This window comes from Jujubicoccus corallicola, assembly GCF_047345645.1.
Taxonomy (GTDB): domain Bacteria; phylum Pseudomonadota; class Alphaproteobacteria; order Rhodobacterales; family Rhodobacteraceae; genus JBLEFH01.
In genome coordinates, this window is the sequence record NZ_JBLEFH010000002.1 from 249,503 (window position 1) to 268,946 (window position 19,444).

A 19,444-nucleotide genomic window follows, 5' to 3' on the forward strand; every position below is an offset into this window, starting at 1 on the left:
ATGCACATGGCGCGGCGCTCTGGTCAAGTCGCCTTAGCTGGGGCGGGTCAGGATGAAGAGGGCAACGGCGCTGAGGCAAAGGGTTTGGATCAGCAGCACCGTGCCGCTCGCGCCAAGCGCCCAGGAGATCAGCAGCGTCGCCAGCATGGCCAGGATCGACGCGCGTTTGGCCGCGGGCGAGATCGCGCCGCGCGCTTCCCAATCCCGCAGGGGCGGGCCGATCCGGGGGTGGTTCATCAGCCGCGCCCGCAATTCCGGCGAAGATTTCCCGAAGGCGAAGGCGGCGAGGATGAAAAACACCGTCGTCGGCAGGAGCGGCAGCACGATCCCGAGCGTGCCGAGGGCCACGGCCAGCCAACCGATCAGGAGCCAAAAGAGCCGGAATGTCATGATCTGCCTCGCTTGTTCGCCAGTGTTGCCGCCCGCGCCGCCGCGCCGCAAGCCGTTTCATGACAATTTGAAAATCCGAGTGCCGCGTGATTGCAATGCCCGCCCCGCCGGGTAACGTGGCGCGGGAAGGGAGGCGCGATGGAGCAAGAGCGCGGTACGGCGAGCGAAGTTTTCTGGGCGTTTCTGCGTCTCGGCCTCACCTCCTTTGGCGGGCCGATCGCGCATCTGGGCTATTTCCGCGACGAATTGGTGACCCGTCGCAGATGGATGGGCGACGCGGCCTATTCCGATATTGTCGCATTATGTCAGTTCCTTCCGGGACCTGCCTCAAGTCAGGTCGGTTTTGTGATGGGCCTTAGCCGCGCCGGTCTCAAAGGCGCGGCGGCGGCGTGGGCGGGCTTCACCTTGCCCTCCGCGACCCTGCTCATCGCCTTCGCTTTCTCGACGCAGTTCCTGACCGGCGATCTCGCACAAGGCGCGCTCCACGGGCTCAAACTCGTCGCCGTCGCCATTGTCGCGCAAGCCGTCTGGGGCATGGCGCGGACCCTCACGCCGGACCGCCCGCGCGCCGCCATCGCCTTGCTTGCCGTCGCCATGGTCGCCTTTATCGGCGGCGCGGTCGGCCAGATCGGGGCGATCCTGCTCGGCGCGCTCATCGGCCTGCGCCTGACCGGCGGCACCCCGCAAAGCGCGCCGCCCGCGATCCCGCTCTCCCGCCGGTTCGGGGTGCGTTGCCTCATCGCCTTCGCCGCACTGCTGATCGGCTTGCCGCTGCTCGCGTATCTCGCCCATATCTTCGCGCCGGCCGAAGCCTTCTACCGCGCCGGCGCGCTCGTCTTTGGCGGCGGCCACGTGATCCTGCCGCTCCTCGACAGCGCCACCGTCGCGCGCGGATGGATCAGCGACGACGCGTTTCTTGCAGGCTATGGCGCGGCCCAAGCCATCCCCGGCCCGCTCTCGACCTTCGCGGGCTATCTCGGCGCGGCCATGACCCCCGAGCCAAACGGTTTGATCGGCGGCATAATCGGCATCCTCTTCATCTTCCTGCCGGGCTTTCTGCTGCTCCTCGGCGTGCTGCCCTTCTGGGATGATCTGCGCCGCCACCCCTCGGCGGCGGGCGTGATGCAAGGCACCAACGCCGCCGTGGTCGGCATCCTCGGCGCCGCGCTCTACGACCCGGTCTTCACCAGCGCCGTCACAAACAGCCGCGATTTCACCCTCGCGCTGGCCGCGTTTCTGCTGCTGACCATATGGAAACGCTCGCCTTGGCAGGTCGTGATCCTTACCGCGTTTGGCGGCGCAGCCCTCAGCCTGATTTAAGCCGTGCTGCCGCCATCCACGGTGACAATCGAGCCCGTGACCCGCACGCCATCCGGGCCAATGAGATACGAAACCGCGCCCGCCACATCATCCACCTCGGGCAACCCCAAGGGCGCGCGGCGGCGGATTGAGGCCATTTTGTGGTCATCGAGCCCGCCGGTCATCTCCGTCTCCATATAGCCGGGCGCGACGCAATTCACCGTCACCGAGCGCTTACCAAGCTCGCGCGAGAGCGACCGGGTGAAGCCTTCCAGTCCCGCCTTCGATGCCGCATAAGCCGCCAGCCCGTGAAAACCGGTCGTGGCAATGATGGAGGAAATATTAATGATCCGCCCCGCACGAGCCGCGAGCATCGGGCGGCAGGCATATTTCGCGAAAATGATCGAGGCGGTGAGATTGACCTGAATGACCTTCTCGATATCGGTCTTGTGCTGCGTCGCCAGCACCCCGTCCGAACCGATCCCGGCATTGTTGACCATCCCCCAGAGGCCGCCATGTTTTTTCACGACGCCGTTAACCAGCTCCGGGATACCATCAAGCTCCGCGACATCGAAGGGGATGAAATCGAGGCGACCGTCGGCCTTTTCGGCGACCTCTTTAAAGGCGTCCGAATGGGAGCGGCTGACCCCGGTGACGTGATAGCCCTCGGCGACAAGGCGGCGGCAAATGGCAAGCCCAAGCCCGCGCGACGCGCCGGTGACGAGGACGGATTTCGGAGCCTCGGTCATGCGGCACCTCCTTCGGTTTTGCGAATGATTTTCCCGGCGGCGCTGACCTCGAGATCCGGCACGATGCGGATTATCGCGGGCACCGCTTCGCGCTCCAGATGCGCTTTGCAATGGGTCTGGATGGCCTTCTTGAGCGCGGCTTTGTCGACCTCGCCGTCCGGCATCACATCGACCGCGACGAGCGCCCCGGTGATCGGGCTCGATTTGGCATAGATCCGCGCAAGTGCGACGCCCGGCACATCCATGATGACTCGCTCAACGCCCTCGGGATAGATTTTGACGCCGCCGACATTGATCATTCCATTGTCGCGGCCAAGGAAATAGGCGCGCTCGCCCTCTATCTTCACGCGGTCGCCGGAATTGACACTTTGCCCGTCCGCGAGATGGAAATGGAGCGTGTTATCCTTGTTTTCCATCTTGGTGCCGCCGGGCAGGCGGTCGAAATAGCTGACCGGAAAGCCCGCTTTGCCGTCATTGACAGAGAAGCCCACGCCCGCTTCGGTTGAGGCATAGATATGGGTGATCCGCGTGTCCGGGAAGGCGGCGCGGAGGGCGTCGAGGATCTGTTGATCGACGATTTCCCCACCAAGGGTGATTTGCTTGAGCGGCAAAGATTTGAGTTGCGGCACCATCAAAAGCCGCCGCCAAAGAGTCGGCGTGGCAGACAGATGCGAGCAGCCCGCTTGGTGAAGTGTGGCCACCTGCTCGGCCAGCGGCGCGTCGAGATCCGGCGCAATCAGCGCCGCGCGCCCGATCACGGCCTGAAGCACGACCTGCATCCCGGCAAACCGCGTCGGATCATACAGCAGACCCCAGCGCGCCTGCTGATTGCCCTCATAATGCGACACTGTGCGGGCCAGCGATTTAAGCGTATGTGGCACAATCTTTGGCTGGCCGGTCGTCCCAGATGTGGTCATCAGCCAGCGGGTTTCGACCTCACTGCGCCGCGCGGCACGGAGCGCTTGCGGCGGCATCCCATTGAGATCAGCCCGATCCGTCACCAGCGCCGAGGCGCCCGCTTCCTCCGCCAGCGCATCCACCACCGATGCCGGCTGAGCGTAGGAGATCAGAAGAATGGCGCGGACCTGTCCATCGAGGCGGATGAGCGTCTCGATCAGCGCGCGCGCATCTTTCACCGAAACCGCAACCGTCGCATCAGAGCCAAAGGGCAACGCGCCCTCGCCGGGCGCCACATCGCGCATAGTGAGATCGCCCGACGCTGCGGACATCAGCACGTCGTCTGCCGACCGCGCTTCTATGCGTGCCCAGAGTGACATCGCTCAGGCGGCGGGTTTGTATTTGTCGTAAAAGTCCAGAAACTCCGCATAGGTTTGCGGATAGAACGCGTCTTCAGCGAGCGTGAACGGATCAAAGCCCAGCTCTTCCTCAAGCTGCGAGACGAAAATCGCGAACCCCATGGAGTCCAGCCCGGATTCGAGCAGAACCGTGTCCTGTTTCAATTCAGGAGCCGCACCACCTTGCTCCGTTTCCCACACCTCACCAAAAACGCGGCGAATTTCGCTGTCGAGTTTTTGCTTATCCATCTCTTCTATCCCTTATTAATACGCCACTTCGGAGTCATTGCCCTTATCGAGCCGAATGCCCCAAGGCCCCGTGACAATATCGCGCTCCACCACGCGCCCCGGATTGCCAACCACGACGCTGTTATCAGGTACATCGCGCGCCACCACCGTATTTGCGGACACAATGCAGTGATTGCCGACCTTCACACCGGGCAGGATCACAGCATTGTAGCCAATAAAGCAATGCGAGCCGACATAAGTGTCATGCCATTGACGGTTTACGAAATCATGACTGAGCACCGATGCGCCGCCAACGACAGCGGTGTGGCTACCGATATGAATGCCTTTCGGGTTTGTCATATCCAGCCGCGCGGTTCGCGAAATCCGTGCGTGCTCTCCAATATCCATGCCGTAAAGCGTCTTGAACTTGAAGTGATTCAAGGGCAGCAAGACTTTCCGAAAGATAAATCTTTTAAGTTGAGCAGCCGCTGCCATATTACCCCCGGGTGATTTGAACGCATCATGTAGTTGAGGCATGTGATTTGGTCAAACGCTATGGCGTGTTTGGTCGCGGAACTGTGTAGAGCGAATGATGAGTTTGACTGGATTGGCAAGTTTCCTCGCAACGGCAGCGCTCTATGCGGCGCTGGCGTCTGGTACGCTGCTCCTGCTCATCCGGCGCGTCCGGTCCGCTTGGCTGCTGACCTTCCTCACATTCTTCATGATCTTCCTCGCGCTTCATCCCTTCCCGGACCGGGAGGCGATGGTGTGCGCCAATGCGCCGTCGCCGCGGCTGGTGCCCTTCGCGTTCCTCGGTGGCATGAGCCAGCTGATCGCGGAGCAGGCCTCGCTTCGGCAATGGGCGACGGATTTGCTGGCCGCCTCGACCCTCATGAATCTCGGGCTTTGCTTTTTGATCGGCACGCGGCTTCCGGCCAATGGGATCGGGCCGGGCGGAGCGTTGATTTTTGGCGCGCTGCTGTCCGGCGGGATTGAACTCGCGCAACTCACCGGGCTTTTCGGGTTTTATCCCTGCGCATACCGAACTTTCGATGTCGATGATCTTATCCTGAACATCGGCGGGATTTTCCTTGGCGCGCTGCTGTCGGATATTCTGCGCCGTCGCCGGATGCGGTCTTTCGGCTAGGCTTGATCGAGGATCCAGGCGGCGAGGGTTTGATCGCAGATCAGCCCGTTAATCAGTCCGCCGCGCAGGGCGCCGAGGGTTGCCGGGCCTTTGGATAGGCCAAAGACAGAGGCGGTCACGATCACCTCGGCGAGGTTGGACAGGGGCGGCGCGGCCACGCGGTCGAGATTGGGCATCACATTGCCTTTGGCATCATAGGGCCAGCCTAGGATTTCGCCGACGGCGCCTGCTGCGCGCAGGGCTTCTACCTCACGGCGTGAGAGGAACCCGTCATCGAGCAGAGCCGCTTTATCGTCCATCGAGCCGATGCCGATATAGCCCACATCGGCGCGGCGAGCCATTTCGATCACCCGCGCATTGCCGGGCTGGCGGTGGAGCGCCTCCACCTCTTCCACCGTCGCCGCGATCACCGGAACCATCAGGGGATAGCTGCGCGCCGTCACCCGTTCCGAGAGCGAAAACATCACGTTGTAATAGGCAGCCGAGCCGTCCGGGGCGATGTTCCCGGTGAGCGAGACGATCTTGTGCTGCGGGCAGTCGATCCGGGCGAGTTGCAGGACGGCGGCGCGCAGGGTCCGCCCGGTGCCGATCGCCAGCGTGATCGGGTCCGTGCCGTTCAGGTCGCGCTCGATCGCATCGGCGAGGGCCATGGCGACCCCGGCAAAGCCGCCCTCATCGGGAACGACATAGATTTCCTGAAGGTCAAACCGCGCCTCAAGCGCCCGCGAGAGCTCCAGACAGACCGCCGTTGGGTGGTCGATTCGCACTTTGACCAGCCCCGCATCCATCGCCTGAGCCACCAATCGCTGCGCCGTCTGGCGCGAGACGCCCATATGCCGCGCGATCTCGTCCTGCCGCAAATTCCCAACATAATAAAGCCATGCGGCCCGTGCGGCCTGATCCAGCTTCCTCTCTTCCGCTGTCATTTCACGCTTCCTCCCAGAATAATGTTTGACTTTTACCTTAGGTTAATGTGAGCATTTGCCCACGAGTCGAGCAACTGTTTAATTTAGAAAGTTCGACCATAGGGAGAAAATGATGACCAAGATGACCCGCCGTCTCATGGCTGCGAGCGCAATCACGACATTGGCGCTTCCGGCCTTTGCGCAATCCATCACCATTGCCACTGTGAACAACGGTGACATGATTCGCATGCAGCAAATGACCGCACCCTTCACCGAAGCCAATCCGGACATCACACTGGAATGGGTGACGCTGGAGGAAAACATCCTGCGCGAGCGCGTCACGACCGATATCGCCACCAATGGCGGCCAGTATGACGTGCTGACCATCGGCAACTACGAGGTGCCGATCTGGGCGAAACAGGAATGGCTGACCCCGCTGGAGGATCTGCCGGAAGATTACAATGTGGACGATCTGTTGCCGCCGGTGCGCGACGCGCTGTCGGTCGATGGCACGCTTTACGCGGTGCCGTTCTACGCCGAGTCCGCTCTGGTGATGTATCGCACGGATATCGCCGAAGAGGCGGGTGTTGAAATTCCCGCAGAGCCGACCTGGGCCGACATCAAGGCGGCCGCTGAGGCGATGACGAACAAAGATGAAGAGCTCTACGGCATCTGTCTGCGCGGCAAGCCGGGCTGGGGCGAGAATATGGGCTTCATCACCACCATGGCCAACAGCTATGGCGCGCGCTGGTTCGACATGGAGTGGAACCCGCAATTCGACAGCGCGGAGTGGAACGAGACCATCACCGACTATCTGGACATGATGACGAATTACGGCCCGCCGGGCGCATCGTCGAACGGCTTCAACGAGAACCTCTCGCTGTTCCAGCAGGGCAAATGCGGCATCTGGATTGACGCGTCGGTGGCGGCGAGCTTCGTGACCGACCCCGACGAATCCGTTGTGGCCGACAGCGTGGGCTTTGCGCAGTTCCCGAACAAGGAAGGCGTGGACAACCGCGGCAACTGGCTGTGGTCCTGGAGCCTCGCGATCCCGTCCTCCTCGGATGCACCGGATGCGGCCAAGAAATTCGTCGCTTGGGCCACCAGCCAAGCCTATATTGAGCAGGTTGCCGAATCCGAAGGCTGGCGCGCAGCGCCTCCGGGCACCCGCACCTCGCTTTATGAGAACAGCGAATATCAGGAGGCAGCGCCTTTCGCAGCGCCGACCCTGACCGCGATTGAGAACGCGAACACGCAAAAAGCCTCCGTGCAGGATATTCCTTATACCGGCGGCCAGTTCGTCGCGATCCCGGAATTCCAGGGCATCGGCACGAGCGTGGGTCAGCAGTTCTCGGCGGCACTGGCGGGGCAGGTTTCGGCTGAAGAAGCCCTGAGCAACGCGCAGTCGGACACGACCCGCGAGATGAAGCGCGCGCGCTACATCCGCTAATTTTCCACTGACCTCAGGCGCCTCTCGGGGCGCCTGATTTTCCGGAACCTGCGCGGGTCGTGTTTTTCGCTCGCGCCTTGTCGGAGGACATGCAATGGCGACTCGTCAGACACAGAGCCTTGCGCGTCTTATGAACCTGCCGGCCATCATCCTGCTTTTGATCTGGATGGCTGTGCCGCTCATCATGACGCTTTTGTATTCTTTTCAAGATTTCCGCCTACAGTATGGCTCGGAGCCGACCGGCTGGATCGGCTGGCTCAATTATGAATTCTTCGTCACGGATCCGGCCTTTTGGGATGCGATCTGGAACACGCTGATCCTTGTGCTCGGCGTGCTGGCGATCACTGTCATCGGCGGCATCCTGATTGCCATGCTGATCGACAAGCCGATCTTCGGGCAGGGCTTTGTGCGCATCCTCGTGATCTCGCCGTTCTTTGTCATGCCGCCGGTGGCCGCGCTGATCTGGAAGAACATGATAATGCACCCCAGCTACGGGGTCTTTGCCGATATCGCAAAATTCTTTGGGGCAAATCCCGTGGACTGGTTTGCGCAATATCCGCTCTTCTCGATCATCCTGATCGTGGCGTGGCAATGGCTGCCGTTTGCGACCCTCATCCTGCTGACCTCTCTGCAATCGCTTGATGGCGAGCAGATGGAAGCGGCGGAGATGGACGGGGCCTCGGCGCTCAGCCGCTTTCGCTATCTCACGCTGCCGCATATGTCGCGGGCGATCACCGTGGTCATCCTGATCCAGTCGATCTTCCTTCTGAGCATCTATGCGGAGATCCTCGTGACCACGGGCGGCGGGCCGGGCAATGCCTCGACCAACCTGACCTATCTGATCTACCGGGCCGCACGGCTCAGCCAGGATGTCGGCCTTGCTGCCGCTGGCGGGATCATCGCGGTCATTCTGGCCAATATCGTCGCCATCTTCCTGATGCGCGCCGTTGGCAAAAACCTGGATTGAGGAGGGCATTATGGCACGCGCTGTTTCCACCAAAGCCAAGATCGGATGGACGATTGCCGCATGGGGTGTGGCCCTCGTGATCTTCTTCCCGATCCTTTACACCATCATCACCAGCCTCAAGACCGAGCCGGAGGCGATTGCGGGGTTCGATCTTCTGCCCAGCTTCTCGCTCGACAGCTACCGCGAGGTGCAGTCGCAATATAATTACATGCGGCCCTTCACCAACTCGGTGATCGTCTCCATCGGCTCGACGCTGCTGGCGCTGATCGTGGCGATCCCGTCGGCCTGGGCGATGGCCTTCTCGCCGAGCAAGCACACCAAGAACATCCTGATGTGGATGCTCTCGACCAAGATGATGCCCGCCGTCGCGGTGCTGGTGCCGATTTATCTGATCTTCCTGCGCACCGGCCTGATGGACACCCGGATCGGTCTCACCATCATCCTGATGCTGATGAACCTGCCGATCGTGGTCTGGATGCTCTACACCTATTTCCGCGAGATTCCGGGGGAAATCCTCGAAGCCGCGCGGATGGACGGGGCGACGCTCAGCCAAGAGATCGTCCATGTGCTGACGCCGATGGCGGTGCCCGGCATTGCCTCGACGCTTCTGCTCAACGTGATCCTCGCCTGGAACGAAGCCTTCTGGACGATCCAGCTCACCACGACCAATGCCGCGCCGCTCTCGGCCTTCATTGCCTCTTTCTCCAGCCCTCAGGGTCTCTTCTGGGCCAAGCTCTCGGCGGCCTCCGTCATGGCGATTGCGCCGATCCTGATCCTCGGCTGGTTCAGCCAAAAACAACTTGTCCGCGGCCTGACCTTCGGCGCGGTGAAATAAGGGGGGACTGACACATGGGTTCCATTACACTTCAAAATGTCCGCAAGACCTTTGGCGAGGTTGAGGTCATTCCCGATGTCGATCTCGATATCAACGATGGCGAGTTCGTGGTCTTTGTCGGCCCGTCGGGCTGCGGCAAGTCCACACTGCTGCGGCTGATCGCGGGGCTGGAGGATGTGACCTCCGGCAAAATCCTGATCGACGGGCAGGATGTGACCGATGCCGGGCCTGCCAAGCGCGGCCTTGCGATGGTGTTCCAATCCTATGCGCTCTATCCGCATATGTCGGTGCGCAAGAACATCGCCTTCCCGATGAAGATGGCGAAAATGTCTGAGGCCGAGCAGGAAAAGCGCGTCGCCCATGCGGCGAAGATCCTGAACCTCGACAGCTATCTTGACCGCAAGCCGGGCCAGCTCTCGGGCGGTCAGCGCCAGCGGGTCGCGATTGGCCGGGCGATTGTCCGCGAGCCGGAGGCGTTCCTCTTTGATGAGCCGCTGTCGAACCTCGATGCGGCGCTCCGGGTCAACATGCGCGTGGAGATCTCGGAGCTGCATAACAGCCTCAAAACCACGATGATCTATGTGACGCACGATCAGGTGGAAGCCATGACCATGGCCGACAAGATCGTGGTGCTGCGCGCGGGCCGGGTGGAGCAGGTCGGCTCGCCGCTGGAGCTTTACAACAGCCCGGCGAACAAGTTCGTCGGCGGCTTCATCGGCTCGCCCAACATGAACTTCATCGAAGGCGAGGCGGCGGCGCCCTTTGGCGCCCATACCATCGGCGTGCGGCCCGAGCATTGGTCGATGTCCACCACCCACGGCGCCTTCGCGGGCACGGTCGGCGTCGCCGAGCATCTCGGCTCCGACACGTTCCTCCATATCGATCTCGACGAGGGCACGCATATCATCGCCCGCGCCGAGGGGGAATTCCCGGTCAAGCATGGCGACCGCATCCACCTCACCCCGCAGGAAGGCCGCATCTATAAATTCGGCGAAAACGGGCTGGCTCTGTGAGGCTGGAAGGCAAGACCGCGCTCATCACGGGCGCGGCGCGCGGGATCGGGCGAGCCTTTGCGGAGGCTTATATCCGCGAAGGCGCGACGGTCGCGATTGCCGATATCAATGCGGAGGGCGTGAAAGCCACGGCCTCCGAGATTGGCGCGGTGCCGATTGTGATGGATGTGACCGATCAGGCGAGCATAGATGCGGGCGTCGCGGATGCGGCGGAGGCCATGGGTGGGATCGACATTCTCATCAACAATGCCGCGCTCTTTGACCTTGCCCCGATCACCGAGATCACCCGCGAGAGCTATGACCGGCTCTTTGCGATCAATGTCAGCGGCACGCTCTTCACCATGCAGGCCGTCGCGAAAGACATGATCGACAGGGGCCGCAACGGCAAGATCATCAATATGGCGAGTCAGGCGGGCCGTCGCGGCGAGCCGCTCGTCGCCGTCTATTGCGCGACCAAGGCGGCGGTGATCTCGCTGACCCAATCGGCGGGTCTGAACCTCATCTCTCATGGCATCAACGTCAACGCCATCGCCCCCGGCGTGGTGGATGGCGATCACTGGGACGGCGTGGACGCCAAATTCGCCGAATATGAGAACAAGCCGCGCGGCCAGAAGAAAAAGGAGGTCGGCGAGGCCGTTCCTTATGGCCGCATGGGCACCGCAGACGACTTAACTGGTATGGCCATTTTCCTCGCAACAGACGAAGCCGATTACATTGTCGCGCAATGCTACAATGTGGACGGCGGACAATGGATGAGCTGATATGACAAAGCTGAACGCTGCCGCGCTCGACAAGATCGATATTCCCACCCCAAGCTATGATCGCACCGCGCTGAAAGGCGGGATCCTGCATTTCGGGGTCGGCAATTTCCACCGCGCGCATCAGGCGGTTTATCTCGACCGTTTGCTGGAGACGGGCAAGGGCGGCGACTATGCGATTGTCGGCGCGGGCGTCATGCCGGGCGATGTGAAAATGCGCGATACGCTGGCCGAACAGGACTATCTTTATACGGTGGTCGAGCAGACGGCGGAGGCCGCCGATGCGCGGGTGATCGGCCCAATGATCGACTATATCGCGCCCGGTAACGCCGATGCGGTGATCGCGCGACTGGCGGACGCGGAGACGAAAATCGCCAGCCTGACCATCACCGAGGGCGGCTATTTCATCGACGCCAACACCAATCATTTCGACCCGACCCATCACGCCATCGCCCATGACGGCGCGAACCCGGAGAGCCCGGAAACCGTGTTCGGGATGCTGGTTGCGGGGCTCAAGGCGCGGCGCGAGGCAGGCCATCCGCCTTTCACCGTGATGAGCTGTGACAACATTCCTCATAACGGCGTCGTCGCCCGCGAAGCGGTGGTCGAGACGGCGCGGCTGTCGTCGAGTGAGCTGGCGGACTGGATCGAAGAAAACGTCGCCTTCCCCAACGGCATGGTGGACCGGATCACCCCTGCCACCTCCGAGCGCGAGCGCAAGATGGTCCGCGACGAATTTGGCATCGAGGACGACGCGCCGGTCTTTTGCGAGGATTTCATCCAGTGGGTGCTGGAGGACAATTTTCCCGCCGGGCGGCCCGCGCTTGAAGAGGTCGGCGTCGAATTCGTCGAGGATGTGACGCCTTGGGAATATATGAAACTGCGTATCCTCAATGGGGGTCACGCGGTGATCGCCTATCCCGCCGGGCTGATGGATATCGAATATGTTCATGAAGGGATGCAGAACGATCTCGTCGCGCGCTTCCTCGAAAAGATCGAGACCGAGGAGATGATCCCCGCTGTCCCGCCCGTGCCCGGCACGGACACCACCGCCTATTTCGAGAAGGTGAAAGAGCGCTGCGCCAACCCCAAAATCGCGGATACGATCCGGCGGCTCTGCCTTGATGGCTCGAACCGCCAGCCGAAATTTATCATCCCGACCATTGCCGATCGGCTGAAGGACGGCAAATCAGTGGATGGTCTGGCCCTCGAAAGCGCGCTTTGGTGCCGCTACTGCGCCGGGACGACCGAGAGCGGGGCGGAGATCGCGCCGAATGATCCGAACTGGGACCGCCTGACCGAGACCGCCAAAGCCGCCAAGGACGATCCGTCAAAATGGCTGGAAATGTCGGATATTTACGGCGCAACCGGGCGCGATCCGGCCTTTGCCGAGCCTTTCGCCCGCTGGCTGAATATGCTGTGGGCGGACGGCACCGAGGCGACGCTGCGCCATTATCTCGGTAGCTAAACGATGGCGACGGCGCTCATTTTCGATTGCGACGGTGTGCTGATCGACAGCGAGCCGCTCTCCGTCGCAGAACTGGGCGCGTCGCTGCGTGAGGCCGGGGCGGAGATCACGGATAACGAGATTTTCGTGCGGATGGTCGGGCTGTCGATTGCCAAAATCCTCGACATTGTGCGGCGCGAGTATGGCGTCGATGCCGCGCCCTATATCGAGGATTTTCGCCTGCGTCTGGAGCAGCGCTTTGCCGCATCGCTCCAGCCGATTGAGGGGATCGCCGACGCGCTCGACGCACTCGCCGATCTGCCGCGCGCGGTCGCGTCCTCTTCGACGCCCTCGCGGCTGGAGCAGACGCTGACCCTGACCAATCTCAAACCGCGCCTCGCCCCGCATATCTATTCGGCGAGCCTTGTGAAAAACGGCAAACCCGCGCCGGATCTCTTCCTTTATGCGGCGGAGAAGATCGGGGCCGCGCCCCAAGATTGCATCGTGATCGAGGATAGCGCCCACGGCGTCGAGGCCGCACATGCCGCCGGGATGCAGGTGATCGGCTTCACCGGCGGCGGCCATGCGGAGGCAGCGCGTCTCGGCGCGCGTTTGCCGCAGCTTCATCCCGACGCGCTCGTTGCACATGCCGCCGAATTGCCCGAAACTATTCGCAAATTGATCGCCGCGCGCTGAATCGCGGCAAGCGGAGGGCAGCATGTATCTTGGCATTGATCTCGGCACGTCGGGTGTCAAAGCGCTTCTCATGGACGATGCGCAGAAGGTGCTTGGCTCGGCCAGCGCGCCGCTAGACGTGTCCCGGCCCGAACGCGGATGGTCGGAGCAGGACCCGGCGGATTGGGTCGCCGCGTCGGAGCGGGCGATTGCGGAGCTGAAAGCCAAACATGACCTCTCCGGCCTGCGCGGGATTGGCCTCTCGGGCCAGATGCACGGCGCGGTGACGATCGATGCGGATGACAAGGTGATCCGGCCCGCGATCCTTTGGAATGACGGCCGTGCCCATGAGGAAGCCGCCGCGCTCGATGCCGACCCGCAATTTCGCGAGATTTCCGGCAATATCGTCTTTGCGGGCTTCACCGCGCCGAAGCTCGTCTGGATGGCGAAACATGAGTCGGACGCCTTTGCCCGAGTCGCCAAGGTGTTGCTGCCGAAGGATTATCTGCGCCTTTGGCTGACCGGGGAGCATGTCGCCGAAATGTCGGATGCGGCGGGCACGAGTTGGCTCGACACCGGCGCGCGCCGCTGGTCGGACGCGCTTTTGGAGGCCTCCGGGATGCGCGCCGACCAGATGCCGGATCTCATCGAGGGCAATGCCGTTTCGGGCGGTCTGCGCAAGGATCTCGCCGAAGCCTGGGGTGTGACCCCCGGCATCCCCGTGGCAGGCGGCGCGGGCGACAATGCGGCGACGGCGATTGGCGCGGGCACGGTGGCCGAAGGGCAGGGCTTCGTCTCGCTCGGCACCTCGGGCGTCCTTTTCGCCGCGACCGACCGCTATTTGCCGCGCCCGGAAAGCGCGGTTCATGCCTTCTGCCACGCGCTGCCCGAGACGTGGCACCAGATGGGCGTGATCCTCTCCGCCTCCGCCTCGTTGACATGGCTCTCCGGGATCACCGGCCAGCCGCCCGAAGCGCTGACGGCGGAGATTGGCGACACGCTTGAGGCCCCCGGTCTCGTGACCTTCCTGCCGTACCTTTCGGGAGAGCGGACGCCGCATAACGATCCGTCCGCGCGCGGCCATCTCGCCGGACTTTCGGCGCGCACCGACCGGGCGGCGCTGACCCGCGCCGTGCTGGAAGGGGTCGCCTTTGCCTTCGCCGACAACCTCGCGGCGCTGCGCGCAGCGGGCTCCGATCCGCAGGCGTTGTTGGCACTGGGCGGCGGCGCGAAGTCGCCTTATTGGCTGAAACTCATTGCTACCGCGCTCGATCTGCCCGTGCTGCTCCCCGAAGGTGGCGATTTCGGTGCGGCATTCGGCGCGGCGCGGCTCGGGCTCATGGCCGATACCGGGGCGGACCCGCTGGAGGTTTGCACCGCTCCGGCGATTGCGCAGGAGATCACGCCCGAGGCGGACCACCGCGCCGCCTTTGACGACGCGCTGGCCCGCTATCGCGCGCTCTACGCGGGCTGATTGCTGAGCGTAAAGCGGGTGCCCCACGGATCGGTTAGCGTGTCGGGCAGCCCGGCGGGATCAGTCGCGATCAGCCCGACCTCTTTGAGCCCGCGACTGTCTGCGCTGCGCGTCTCCGCGCCGCGCGAGTTCCAGACATTCCCCGCGATATGGTGGTGATAGCCACCCCAGCCATACCAACCCGCCGCGGCCATCCCGAAGGTCTTGGTCGCGCCGAGGGTCTCGGTGGCGAAGCTATCCATCGCAGCCACATCGCCGACCTGCAAATGCACATGGCCGATCACCGTGCCGGAGGGCGCGGCGTTCCACGGCGTCGCGGCTTCCGCCAGCGCCATGAGGTCGAGCGGGAGCGTGTTCATCGCGATCTCATCGCCGCTCACCTGCCATTCCGAGCGCGGGCGGTCCCAGTAAATTTCGATGCCATTGCCTTCAGGGTCGCGCAAATACAGCGCTTCGCTCACGAGGTGATCCGAAGCGCCGTCGAGACGCAGGCCGAGATCGCGCGCATGGGTCAGCCACCCGCCAAGCGCGGCGCGGGACGGCAGCAGAAACGCGGTGTGAAACAGCCCCGCCTCGTAAGGGTGGTGGCGCGCGGCGGCGTCTTTTTCGAGCGCGACGAGCAGGCGGCCGTCTGCGCCAAACTGCGCGGTTTCGCCGTCGCGGGTGAGCGGCTCCAGCCCGAGAACACGGGTGTAAAAATCGCCAACGCGGTCCAGATCATTGACGGTCAGGGTCACGTGACCAATCGAGATAGGGGCATCAGAACTTGCCATATCGGCCTCCTTTTCAGGGGCCAGATGTAACGTCGTAACGCGGCGAATAAAGGGCCAGCGCCGCGCCAGACTGTCGCGCGGCGCGAAACAATCGCGGCGTCACTGGGCCGCGCTGGTCAACACCCCGATGAGTTTGGAGACGGTCTGGCTCTCCGTTTCGACCAGCACCACATGATTGCCCATCACGCGATACTCGTGGCCCTGCGGCGCGGCGCGGAGGTGATCCTGCGCGGCGGGCGCAAAGGCCTGGCTGTCATGGGCCGCTTCGCCGATATGCGGGCCGCTTTGCGGGTGGATGGCGTTGTGAACTTCTTCAACGGCTTCCCGAGGCGCGGCGTCCTGCGACACCGCCTCTTCGCACCCTTCAGGTGCCGGGCAGGGGGACGGCCCTTGCGGCGCGGCCAGAATAGCGACGGGAGCGAGACCTGCGAGGGCAAGGGCGGCAGCAATCTGAAGGCGCGTCATCGTTAAAACTCCATTAAATTTCTATGTGTCCAACGCATGAGAAAGGGATTTCGATCTAATCTTTTTGTGATCTCACGAAAACGTGTTCAACGGAAGGGCGGGGCGTCGCCGCGCCCCATAAGATTGCCTAAATCTTTAGCAAAACCCGCCGCAACGCCCCCTAAAACCCTTTTTTTGTGGACTATTTTATCCATCCCCCTTCCAATCCTTCGGGCAACTCGGTTCAATAGCGACAAAGCCAAGTGGGGATGTAGAAGATGAGTTTCTTCAATGAGATGTATGATGGCGATGAGGTGCGGGTGCCCTATCGCCAGCTTGCGGAGTGGATGGATCACCTCAGCGAAGCGGACCGGTCGCAAAAGCGGGCGGAGGCGGAGGCGATCTTCCGGCGCATCGGCATCACCTTCGCGGTTTATGGCGAGGGCGGCGATCCCGAGCGGTTGATCCCCTTCGACATGATGCCGCGGGTATTCACCGCGCCCGAATGGGACAATATGGAAGCGGGCGTGAAGCAGCGCGCGCGGGCGCTCAATATGTTCCTCAAGGATGTTTATCACCGGGGCGATTTCATCCGCGCGGACAAAATTCCGGGGCATCTCGTGTATCGCAATGCCGCCTATGAAAAGTCGGTGGTGGGCTTTGCGCCGCCGCGTGATGTTTACTCGCATATTGTTGGGATCGATTTGGTGCGCACCGGGCCGGATGAGTTCTTCGTGCTGGAGGACAATTGCCGCACCCCCTCGGGCGTCTCTTACATGCTGGAGAACCGCGAGATCATGATGCGGCTCTTCCCGGATCTCTTCAAAGGCACGCGTATCCGCCCCGTGGACAACTATCCGCAGATGCTGCGGCGGACTCTGCATTCGGTCGCGCCGAAGAAATGTGAGGGCGATCCGACGGCGGTGCTGCTTACGCCGGGGGCCTATAACTCCGCCTATTACGAACACTCCTTCCTCGCTGACCTGATGGGGATCAATCTGGTGGAGGGGCAGGATCTCTTCGTCGAAGGCGATTTCGTCTATATGCGCACGACCCAAGGGCCGCAGCGCGTGGATGTGATCTACCGCCGGATCGACGATGACTTTATCGACCCGCTCTGCTTCCGCCCGGACTCGATGCTCGGCATTCCGGGGCTGATGAATGTTTACCGCTCAGGCGGGGTGACGATCTGCTCCGCACCGGGGGCGGGTGTCGCCGATGACAAGGCGATCTACACCTACGTGCCGGAGATGATCCGCTTCTATCTCGGCGAGGAACCGATCCTCAAAAACGTGCCGACATGGCGCTGCTCCGAAGAAGATGACCTCAAATATGTGCTGGAGCATCTAGACGAGTTGGTGGTGAAAGAAGTCCACGGCTCGGGCGGCTACGGGATGCTGGTCGGCCCGGCGGCGAGCAAGAAAGAGCGTGAGGATTATGCCGAGCGGATCAAGGCGGACCCGTCGGACTTCATCGCGCAGCCGACGCTCTCGCTCTCGACCGTGCCAACCTTTGTCGATCAGGGGCTGGCGCCGCGCCATGTGGATTTGCGGCCCTATTGTCTTGTTGGCAAGGATATTCAACTTTGTCCCGGCGGGCTGACGCGGGTGGCGATGCGCGAGGGCTCTCTGGTTGTCAACTCGTCCCAAGGGGGCGGCGTGAAGGATACGTGGGTCTTGGCGTCCTCCTCTGAGGGGGGTGAGAAAGAGTTCAACCCGCCGCCCAAAGAGCCGCCGCGCGCGCATCAGCAGGATGACCAACCCGCGCCGCCGATCTCGACCGTGCAGGATCAGGATGAAGGGGGGGCACAGCAGTGATGCTTTCAAGAACCGCAGGAAATCTCTACTGGTCCGCCCGCTATCTGGAGCGCGCCGAAACCATGTCCCGCCTGCTCGATATGGGCTACCGCATGGCGCTCATTCCGGGCGCACGGGAGGGCTATCACAATGAATGGGAGTCGATCCTTACCGTCGCGGGCCGCTATGGCTTCGATGAGCGCTATGACGAGGTGAACAGCAGCAACGTGCTGGATTTCCTCTTCTTTGACCGCAGCAATTCCAGCTCCGTTGTCTCCTGCATCACCGCCGCGCGCGAGAACATCCGGGCGCAGCGAACGGCGGTGACCGCCGAAGTGTGGGACGCGCTCAACGCTGGGTATCAGGAAATCCGCGGGCTGGAGGGGCAGAGCCGTTCCGCCGATGCGCTGCCGAAATTCTGCGAATGGACGCGGCGGGTCGCCAACCAGACTCGCGGCGCGATCGAGGGCACGCTGCTGCATGGCGATGGCTATGATTTCTACAATATCGGTGGCTATCTGGAGCGCGCGGGCGCGACGTCGCGGATCCTCGATGTGAAATATTACGTCTTGCTGCCCTCGCTCGATGAGGTCGGCGGCGGTGTGGACAGCTATCAGTGGCAGACGCTGCTTCGGGCCATGTCCGCGCAGCGGCAATTTCACTGGGCGTATGGCGGGGACTATACCCCCGGAAAGATCGCGTCATTCTTCCTCAAGAACGAGAAGAACCCGCGCTCGCTCATTCACTGCATGGATGAGATCGCCCTCCATCTCGACCACCTTTCGGAGCTTTACGGTACCGAGTTCGACGCGCAGAAAATGGTGCGCCGCTTCCGGGTGAGTCTGCGGGAAATCCCGGTGGACGAGATCATTTCCGACGGTCTGCACGAGTTCCTGCAAGAGCGGCTCGGCAAGATCAACGAGCTGGGCGCGTCCCTGTCCGACACCTTTTTCTTTGGAGGGTAAGCGATGATTTTGACTGTGCATCACACCACCCGCTACCGCTATGACGCCCCGGTGCGCTGGATTTTGCAAAGCCTGCGCATGACGCCGTCCATGTCTGACGGGCAGGACATCATAAACTGGGATGTCTCCGTGCCGGGCGCGACCTTTGGCGCGAGTTTCACCGATGGGGCGGGGGACAAGATCACCACCGTTTCAACGCCGGGGCCGACCGAGGAAGTCACCGTGACCGTGACCGGCAAGGTCGAGACTGAGGACACGGCGGGCGTTCTGAAAGGCCACCGCGAGCGGATTTCGCCGCTGGTCTATCTCACGCCGAGCAGCATGACGAAACCCGATGCCGCGCTCAGGGCGCTCGCTGCGGAGGTGAAGGGCAAAAGCCTCGCGCCGCTCGATCACAGCCATGCGCTCTCGCATCTGGTGGCCGAGCGCGTGCGCTATCTGCCGGGCGTGACCGAAGCCACAACCACCGCCGCCGAGGCGCTTCAGGCGGGGCAGGGCGTGTGTCAGGATCAGGCGCAGGTGCTTTGCGCGGTCGCCCGGCTCAACGGTCTGCCCGCGCGCTATATCTCCGGCTATCTGCAAGCGGATGAGTTCGGCCAGGCCCATGATGCGGCCCACGCCTGGGCGGAGATCCATATCGACGGGCTCGGCTGGGTCGGCTTCGATGTGGCCAATCATTGCTGCCCGGACGAGAAATATATCCGCGTCGGTTCGGGCCTTGATGCGCTGGACGCTGCGCCCATCCGGGGCACGGCTTATGGGCCATCGTCGCACCGGGTCGAAGTAAGCGTTGCCGTAACCGCCAAGGACAAGTAAACCCATCCTCGATTTTTG

At 62.5% G+C, this 19,444-nt stretch carries 21 protein-coding genes; 13 read left to right on the top strand and 8 right to left on the bottom strand.

Annotated features, from left to right (window positions below; all coding sequences use genetic code 11):
- Nucleotides 1–33: 33 nt before the first annotated feature.
- On the bottom strand, nucleotides 34–390 hold the full coding sequence (locus tag ACMA5I_RS04010) for a YbaN family protein (RefSeq protein WP_525884947.1): 357 nt from the start codon (nucleotides 388–390) through the stop codon (nucleotides 34–36).
- Between the two features lie 138 nt (nucleotides 391–528).
- On the opposite strand from ACMA5I_RS04010, the gene chrA reads away from it, so the two are divergent.
- Nucleotides 529–1,710 carry a chromate efflux transporter gene (gene chrA, locus ACMA5I_RS04015; protein WP_525884948.1) on the top strand — a complete coding sequence of 394 codons (1,182 nt, stop codon included), beginning with the start codon at nucleotides 529–531 and terminating at the stop codon, nucleotides 1,708–1,710.
- Here the strand turns inward: chrA and ACMA5I_RS04020 are convergent.
- The 4 genes from ACMA5I_RS04020 to ACMA5I_RS04035 are packed head-to-tail and all read right to left on the bottom strand — an operon-like array spanning nucleotide 1,707 to nucleotide 4,456.
- A complete protein-coding gene (locus tag ACMA5I_RS04020) occupies nucleotides 1,707–2,438 on the bottom strand; it encodes an SDR family NAD(P)-dependent oxidoreductase (protein ID WP_525884949.1) in 732 nt (243 codons plus the stop codon). The two genes, chrA and ACMA5I_RS04020, sit on opposite strands and share 4 nt — an antisense overlap.
- Nucleotides 2,435–3,667 carry an AMP-binding protein gene (locus ACMA5I_RS04025; protein WP_525884950.1) on the bottom strand — a complete coding sequence of 411 codons (1,233 nt, stop codon included), beginning with the start codon at nucleotides 3,665–3,667 and terminating at the stop codon, nucleotides 2,435–2,437. Before ACMA5I_RS04025 ends, ACMA5I_RS04020 begins: the two co-directional genes overlap by 4 nt.
- A gap of 51 nt (nucleotides 3,668–3,718) precedes the next feature.
- The gene (locus ACMA5I_RS04030) at nucleotides 3,719–3,982 is read right to left on the bottom strand and encodes a phosphopantetheine-binding protein (protein ID WP_525884951.1); all 264 of its coding nucleotides are present in this window, start codon (nucleotides 3,980–3,982) and stop codon (nucleotides 3,719–3,721) included.
- A 15-nt stretch (nucleotides 3,983–3,997) separates the two neighbouring features.
- A complete protein-coding gene (locus ACMA5I_RS04035; RefSeq protein ID WP_525884952.1) occupies nucleotides 3,998–4,456 on the bottom strand; it encodes an acyltransferase in 459 nt (152 codons plus the stop codon).
- A 97-nt stretch (nucleotides 4,457–4,553) separates the two neighbouring features.
- On the opposite strand from ACMA5I_RS04035, the gene ACMA5I_RS04040 reads away from it, so the two are divergent.
- Entirely contained in the window at nucleotides 4,554–5,108 is a 555-nt protein-coding gene (locus ACMA5I_RS04040; protein ID WP_525884953.1) for a VanZ family protein, read from the top strand.
- Here ACMA5I_RS04040 and ACMA5I_RS04045 read toward each other — a convergent pair.
- Nucleotides 5,105–6,034 carry a sugar-binding transcriptional regulator gene (locus ACMA5I_RS04045; protein WP_525884954.1) on the bottom strand — a complete coding sequence of 310 codons (930 nt, stop codon included), beginning with the start codon at nucleotides 6,032–6,034 and terminating at the stop codon, nucleotides 5,105–5,107. The two genes, ACMA5I_RS04040 and ACMA5I_RS04045, sit on opposite strands and share 4 nt — an antisense overlap.
- Nucleotides 6,035–6,146: 112 nt before the next feature.
- Here ACMA5I_RS04045 and ACMA5I_RS04050 point away from each other — a divergent pair, with 112 nt between their 5' ends.
- From ACMA5I_RS04050 to xylB, 8 genes are all read left to right on the top strand, one after another.
- Nucleotides 6,147–7,463 carry an ABC transporter substrate-binding protein gene (locus tag ACMA5I_RS04050; protein WP_525884955.1) on the top strand — a complete coding sequence of 439 codons (1,317 nt, stop codon included), beginning with the start codon at nucleotides 6,147–6,149 and terminating at the stop codon, nucleotides 7,461–7,463.
- Nucleotides 7,464–7,557: 94 nt separating this feature from the next.
- Entirely contained in the window at nucleotides 7,558–8,430 is an 873-nt protein-coding gene (locus ACMA5I_RS04055; RefSeq protein WP_525884956.1) for a carbohydrate ABC transporter permease, read from the top strand.
- A gap of 10 nt (nucleotides 8,431–8,440) precedes the next feature.
- Entirely contained in the window at nucleotides 8,441–9,265 is an 825-nt protein-coding gene (locus tag ACMA5I_RS04060) for a carbohydrate ABC transporter permease (protein ID WP_525884957.1), read from the top strand.
- 14 nt (nucleotides 9,266–9,279) lie between these two features.
- Nucleotides 9,280–10,278 (top strand): ABC transporter ATP-binding protein, encoded by a 999-nt coding sequence (locus ACMA5I_RS04065; RefSeq protein WP_525884958.1) that lies wholly within the window; start codon nucleotides 9,280–9,282, stop codon nucleotides 10,276–10,278.
- A complete protein-coding gene (locus tag ACMA5I_RS04070; protein WP_525884959.1) occupies nucleotides 10,275–11,039 on the top strand; it encodes an L-iditol 2-dehydrogenase in 765 nt (254 codons plus the stop codon). Before ACMA5I_RS04065 ends, ACMA5I_RS04070 begins: the two co-directional genes overlap by 4 nt.
- A gap of 1 nt (nucleotide 11,040) precedes the next feature.
- Nucleotides 11,041–12,504, top strand: coding sequence for a mannitol dehydrogenase family protein (locus tag ACMA5I_RS04075; protein WP_525884960.1), 1,464 nt, complete (start codon nucleotides 11,041–11,043; stop codon nucleotides 12,502–12,504).
- Nucleotides 12,505–12,507: 3 nt separating this feature from the next.
- Nucleotides 12,508–13,179 carry an HAD family hydrolase gene (locus tag ACMA5I_RS04080; RefSeq protein WP_525884961.1) on the top strand — a complete coding sequence of 224 codons (672 nt, stop codon included), beginning with the start codon at nucleotides 12,508–12,510 and terminating at the stop codon, nucleotides 13,177–13,179.
- A gap of 22 nt (nucleotides 13,180–13,201) precedes the next feature.
- A complete protein-coding gene (gene xylB, locus ACMA5I_RS04085; protein WP_525884962.1) occupies nucleotides 13,202–14,632 on the top strand; it encodes a xylulokinase in 1,431 nt (476 codons plus the stop codon).
- Here the strand turns inward: xylB and ACMA5I_RS04090 are convergent.
- Together ACMA5I_RS04090 and ACMA5I_RS04095 are read right to left on the bottom strand one after the other, a co-directional pair.
- Nucleotides 14,620–15,405, bottom strand: coding sequence for a VOC family protein (locus ACMA5I_RS04090; protein WP_525884963.1), 786 nt, complete (start codon nucleotides 15,403–15,405; stop codon nucleotides 14,620–14,622). The two genes, xylB and ACMA5I_RS04090, sit on opposite strands and share 13 nt — an antisense overlap.
- A 99-nt stretch (nucleotides 15,406–15,504) precedes the next feature.
- A complete protein-coding gene (locus ACMA5I_RS04095; protein WP_525884964.1) occupies nucleotides 15,505–15,870 on the bottom strand; it encodes a hypothetical protein in 366 nt (121 codons plus the stop codon).
- A gap of 257 nt (nucleotides 15,871–16,127) precedes the next feature.
- Between ACMA5I_RS04095 and ACMA5I_RS04100 the strand changes: the two genes are divergently transcribed.
- The 3 genes from ACMA5I_RS04100 to ACMA5I_RS04110 are packed head-to-tail and all read left to right on the top strand — an operon-like array spanning nucleotide 16,128 to nucleotide 19,426.
- Nucleotides 16,128–17,666: a circularly permuted type 2 ATP-grasp protein gene (locus ACMA5I_RS04100; protein WP_525884965.1), complete on the top strand. Its 1,539-nt coding sequence runs from the start codon at nucleotides 16,128–16,130 to the stop codon at nucleotides 17,664–17,666.
- A complete protein-coding gene (locus ACMA5I_RS04105; protein WP_525885171.1) occupies nucleotides 17,666–18,610 on the top strand; it encodes an alpha-E domain-containing protein in 945 nt (314 codons plus the stop codon). The genes ACMA5I_RS04100 and ACMA5I_RS04105 overlap by 1 nt, the downstream gene beginning before the upstream one ends.
- Before the next feature lie 3 nt (nucleotides 18,611–18,613).
- Complete coding sequence (locus tag ACMA5I_RS04110) at nucleotides 18,614–19,426, top strand: transglutaminase-like domain-containing protein (RefSeq protein WP_525884966.1); 813 nt, start codon at nucleotides 18,614–18,616, stop codon at nucleotides 19,424–19,426.
- Nucleotides 19,427–19,444 lie beyond the last annotated feature (18 nt).

Bases quoted from the DNA above. Each gene is read 5' to 3' on its own strand.
- ACMA5I_RS04050 (WP_525884955.1), top strand. From the start codon at position 6,147: ATGACCAAGATGACCCGCCGTCTCATGGCTGCGAGCGCAATCACGACA.
- ACMA5I_RS04065 (WP_525884958.1), top strand. From the start codon at position 9,280: ATGGGTTCCATTACACTTCAAAATGTCCGCAAGACCTTTGGCGAGGTT.
- xylB (WP_525884962.1), top strand. From the start codon at position 13,202: ATGTATCTTGGCATTGATCTCGGCACGTCGGGTGTCAAAGCGCTTCTC.
- ACMA5I_RS04025 (WP_525884950.1), bottom strand. From the start codon at position 3,667: ATGTCCGCAGCGTCGGGCGATCTCACTATGCGCGATGTGGCGCCCGGC.
- ACMA5I_RS04095 (WP_525884964.1), bottom strand. From the start codon at position 15,870: ATGACGCGCCTTCAGATTGCTGCCGCCCTTGCCCTCGCAGGTCTCGCT.
- chrA (WP_525884948.1), top strand. From the start codon at position 529: ATGGAGCAAGAGCGCGGTACGGCGAGCGAAGTTTTCTGGGCGTTTCTG.
- ACMA5I_RS04035 (WP_525884952.1), bottom strand. From the start codon at position 4,456: ATGGCAGCGGCTGCTCAACTTAAAAGATTTATCTTTCGGAAAGTCTTG.
- ACMA5I_RS04105 (WP_525885171.1), top strand. From the start codon at position 17,666: ATGCTTTCAAGAACCGCAGGAAATCTCTACTGGTCCGCCCGCTATCTG.
- ACMA5I_RS04075 (WP_525884960.1), top strand. From the start codon at position 11,041: ATGACAAAGCTGAACGCTGCCGCGCTCGACAAGATCGATATTCCCACC.
- ACMA5I_RS04060 (WP_525884957.1), top strand. From the start codon at position 8,441: ATGGCACGCGCTGTTTCCACCAAAGCCAAGATCGGATGGACGATTGCC.
- ACMA5I_RS04080 (WP_525884961.1), top strand. From the start codon at position 12,508: ATGGCGACGGCGCTCATTTTCGATTGCGACGGTGTGCTGATCGACAGC.
- ACMA5I_RS04100 (WP_525884965.1), top strand. From the start codon at position 16,128: ATGAGTTTCTTCAATGAGATGTATGATGGCGATGAGGTGCGGGTGCCC.
- ACMA5I_RS04030 (WP_525884951.1), bottom strand. From the start codon at position 3,982: ATGGATAAGCAAAAACTCGACAGCGAAATTCGCCGCGTTTTTGGTGAG.
- ACMA5I_RS04090 (WP_525884963.1), bottom strand. From the start codon at position 15,405: ATGGCAAGTTCTGATGCCCCTATCTCGATTGGTCACGTGACCCTGACC.
- ACMA5I_RS04110 (WP_525884966.1), top strand. From the start codon at position 18,614: ATGATTTTGACTGTGCATCACACCACCCGCTACCGCTATGACGCCCCG.
- ACMA5I_RS04045 (WP_525884954.1), bottom strand. From the start codon at position 6,034: ATGACAGCGGAAGAGAGGAAGCTGGATCAGGCCGCACGGGCCGCATGG.
- ACMA5I_RS04040 (WP_525884953.1), top strand. From the start codon at position 4,554: ATGAGTTTGACTGGATTGGCAAGTTTCCTCGCAACGGCAGCGCTCTAT.
- ACMA5I_RS04055 (WP_525884956.1), top strand. From the start codon at position 7,558: ATGGCGACTCGTCAGACACAGAGCCTTGCGCGTCTTATGAACCTGCCG.
- ACMA5I_RS04020 (WP_525884949.1), bottom strand. From the start codon at position 2,438: ATGACCGAGGCTCCGAAATCCGTCCTCGTCACCGGCGCGTCGCGCGGG.
- ACMA5I_RS04010 (WP_525884947.1), bottom strand. From the start codon at position 390: ATGACATTCCGGCTCTTTTGGCTCCTGATCGGTTGGCTGGCCGTGGCC.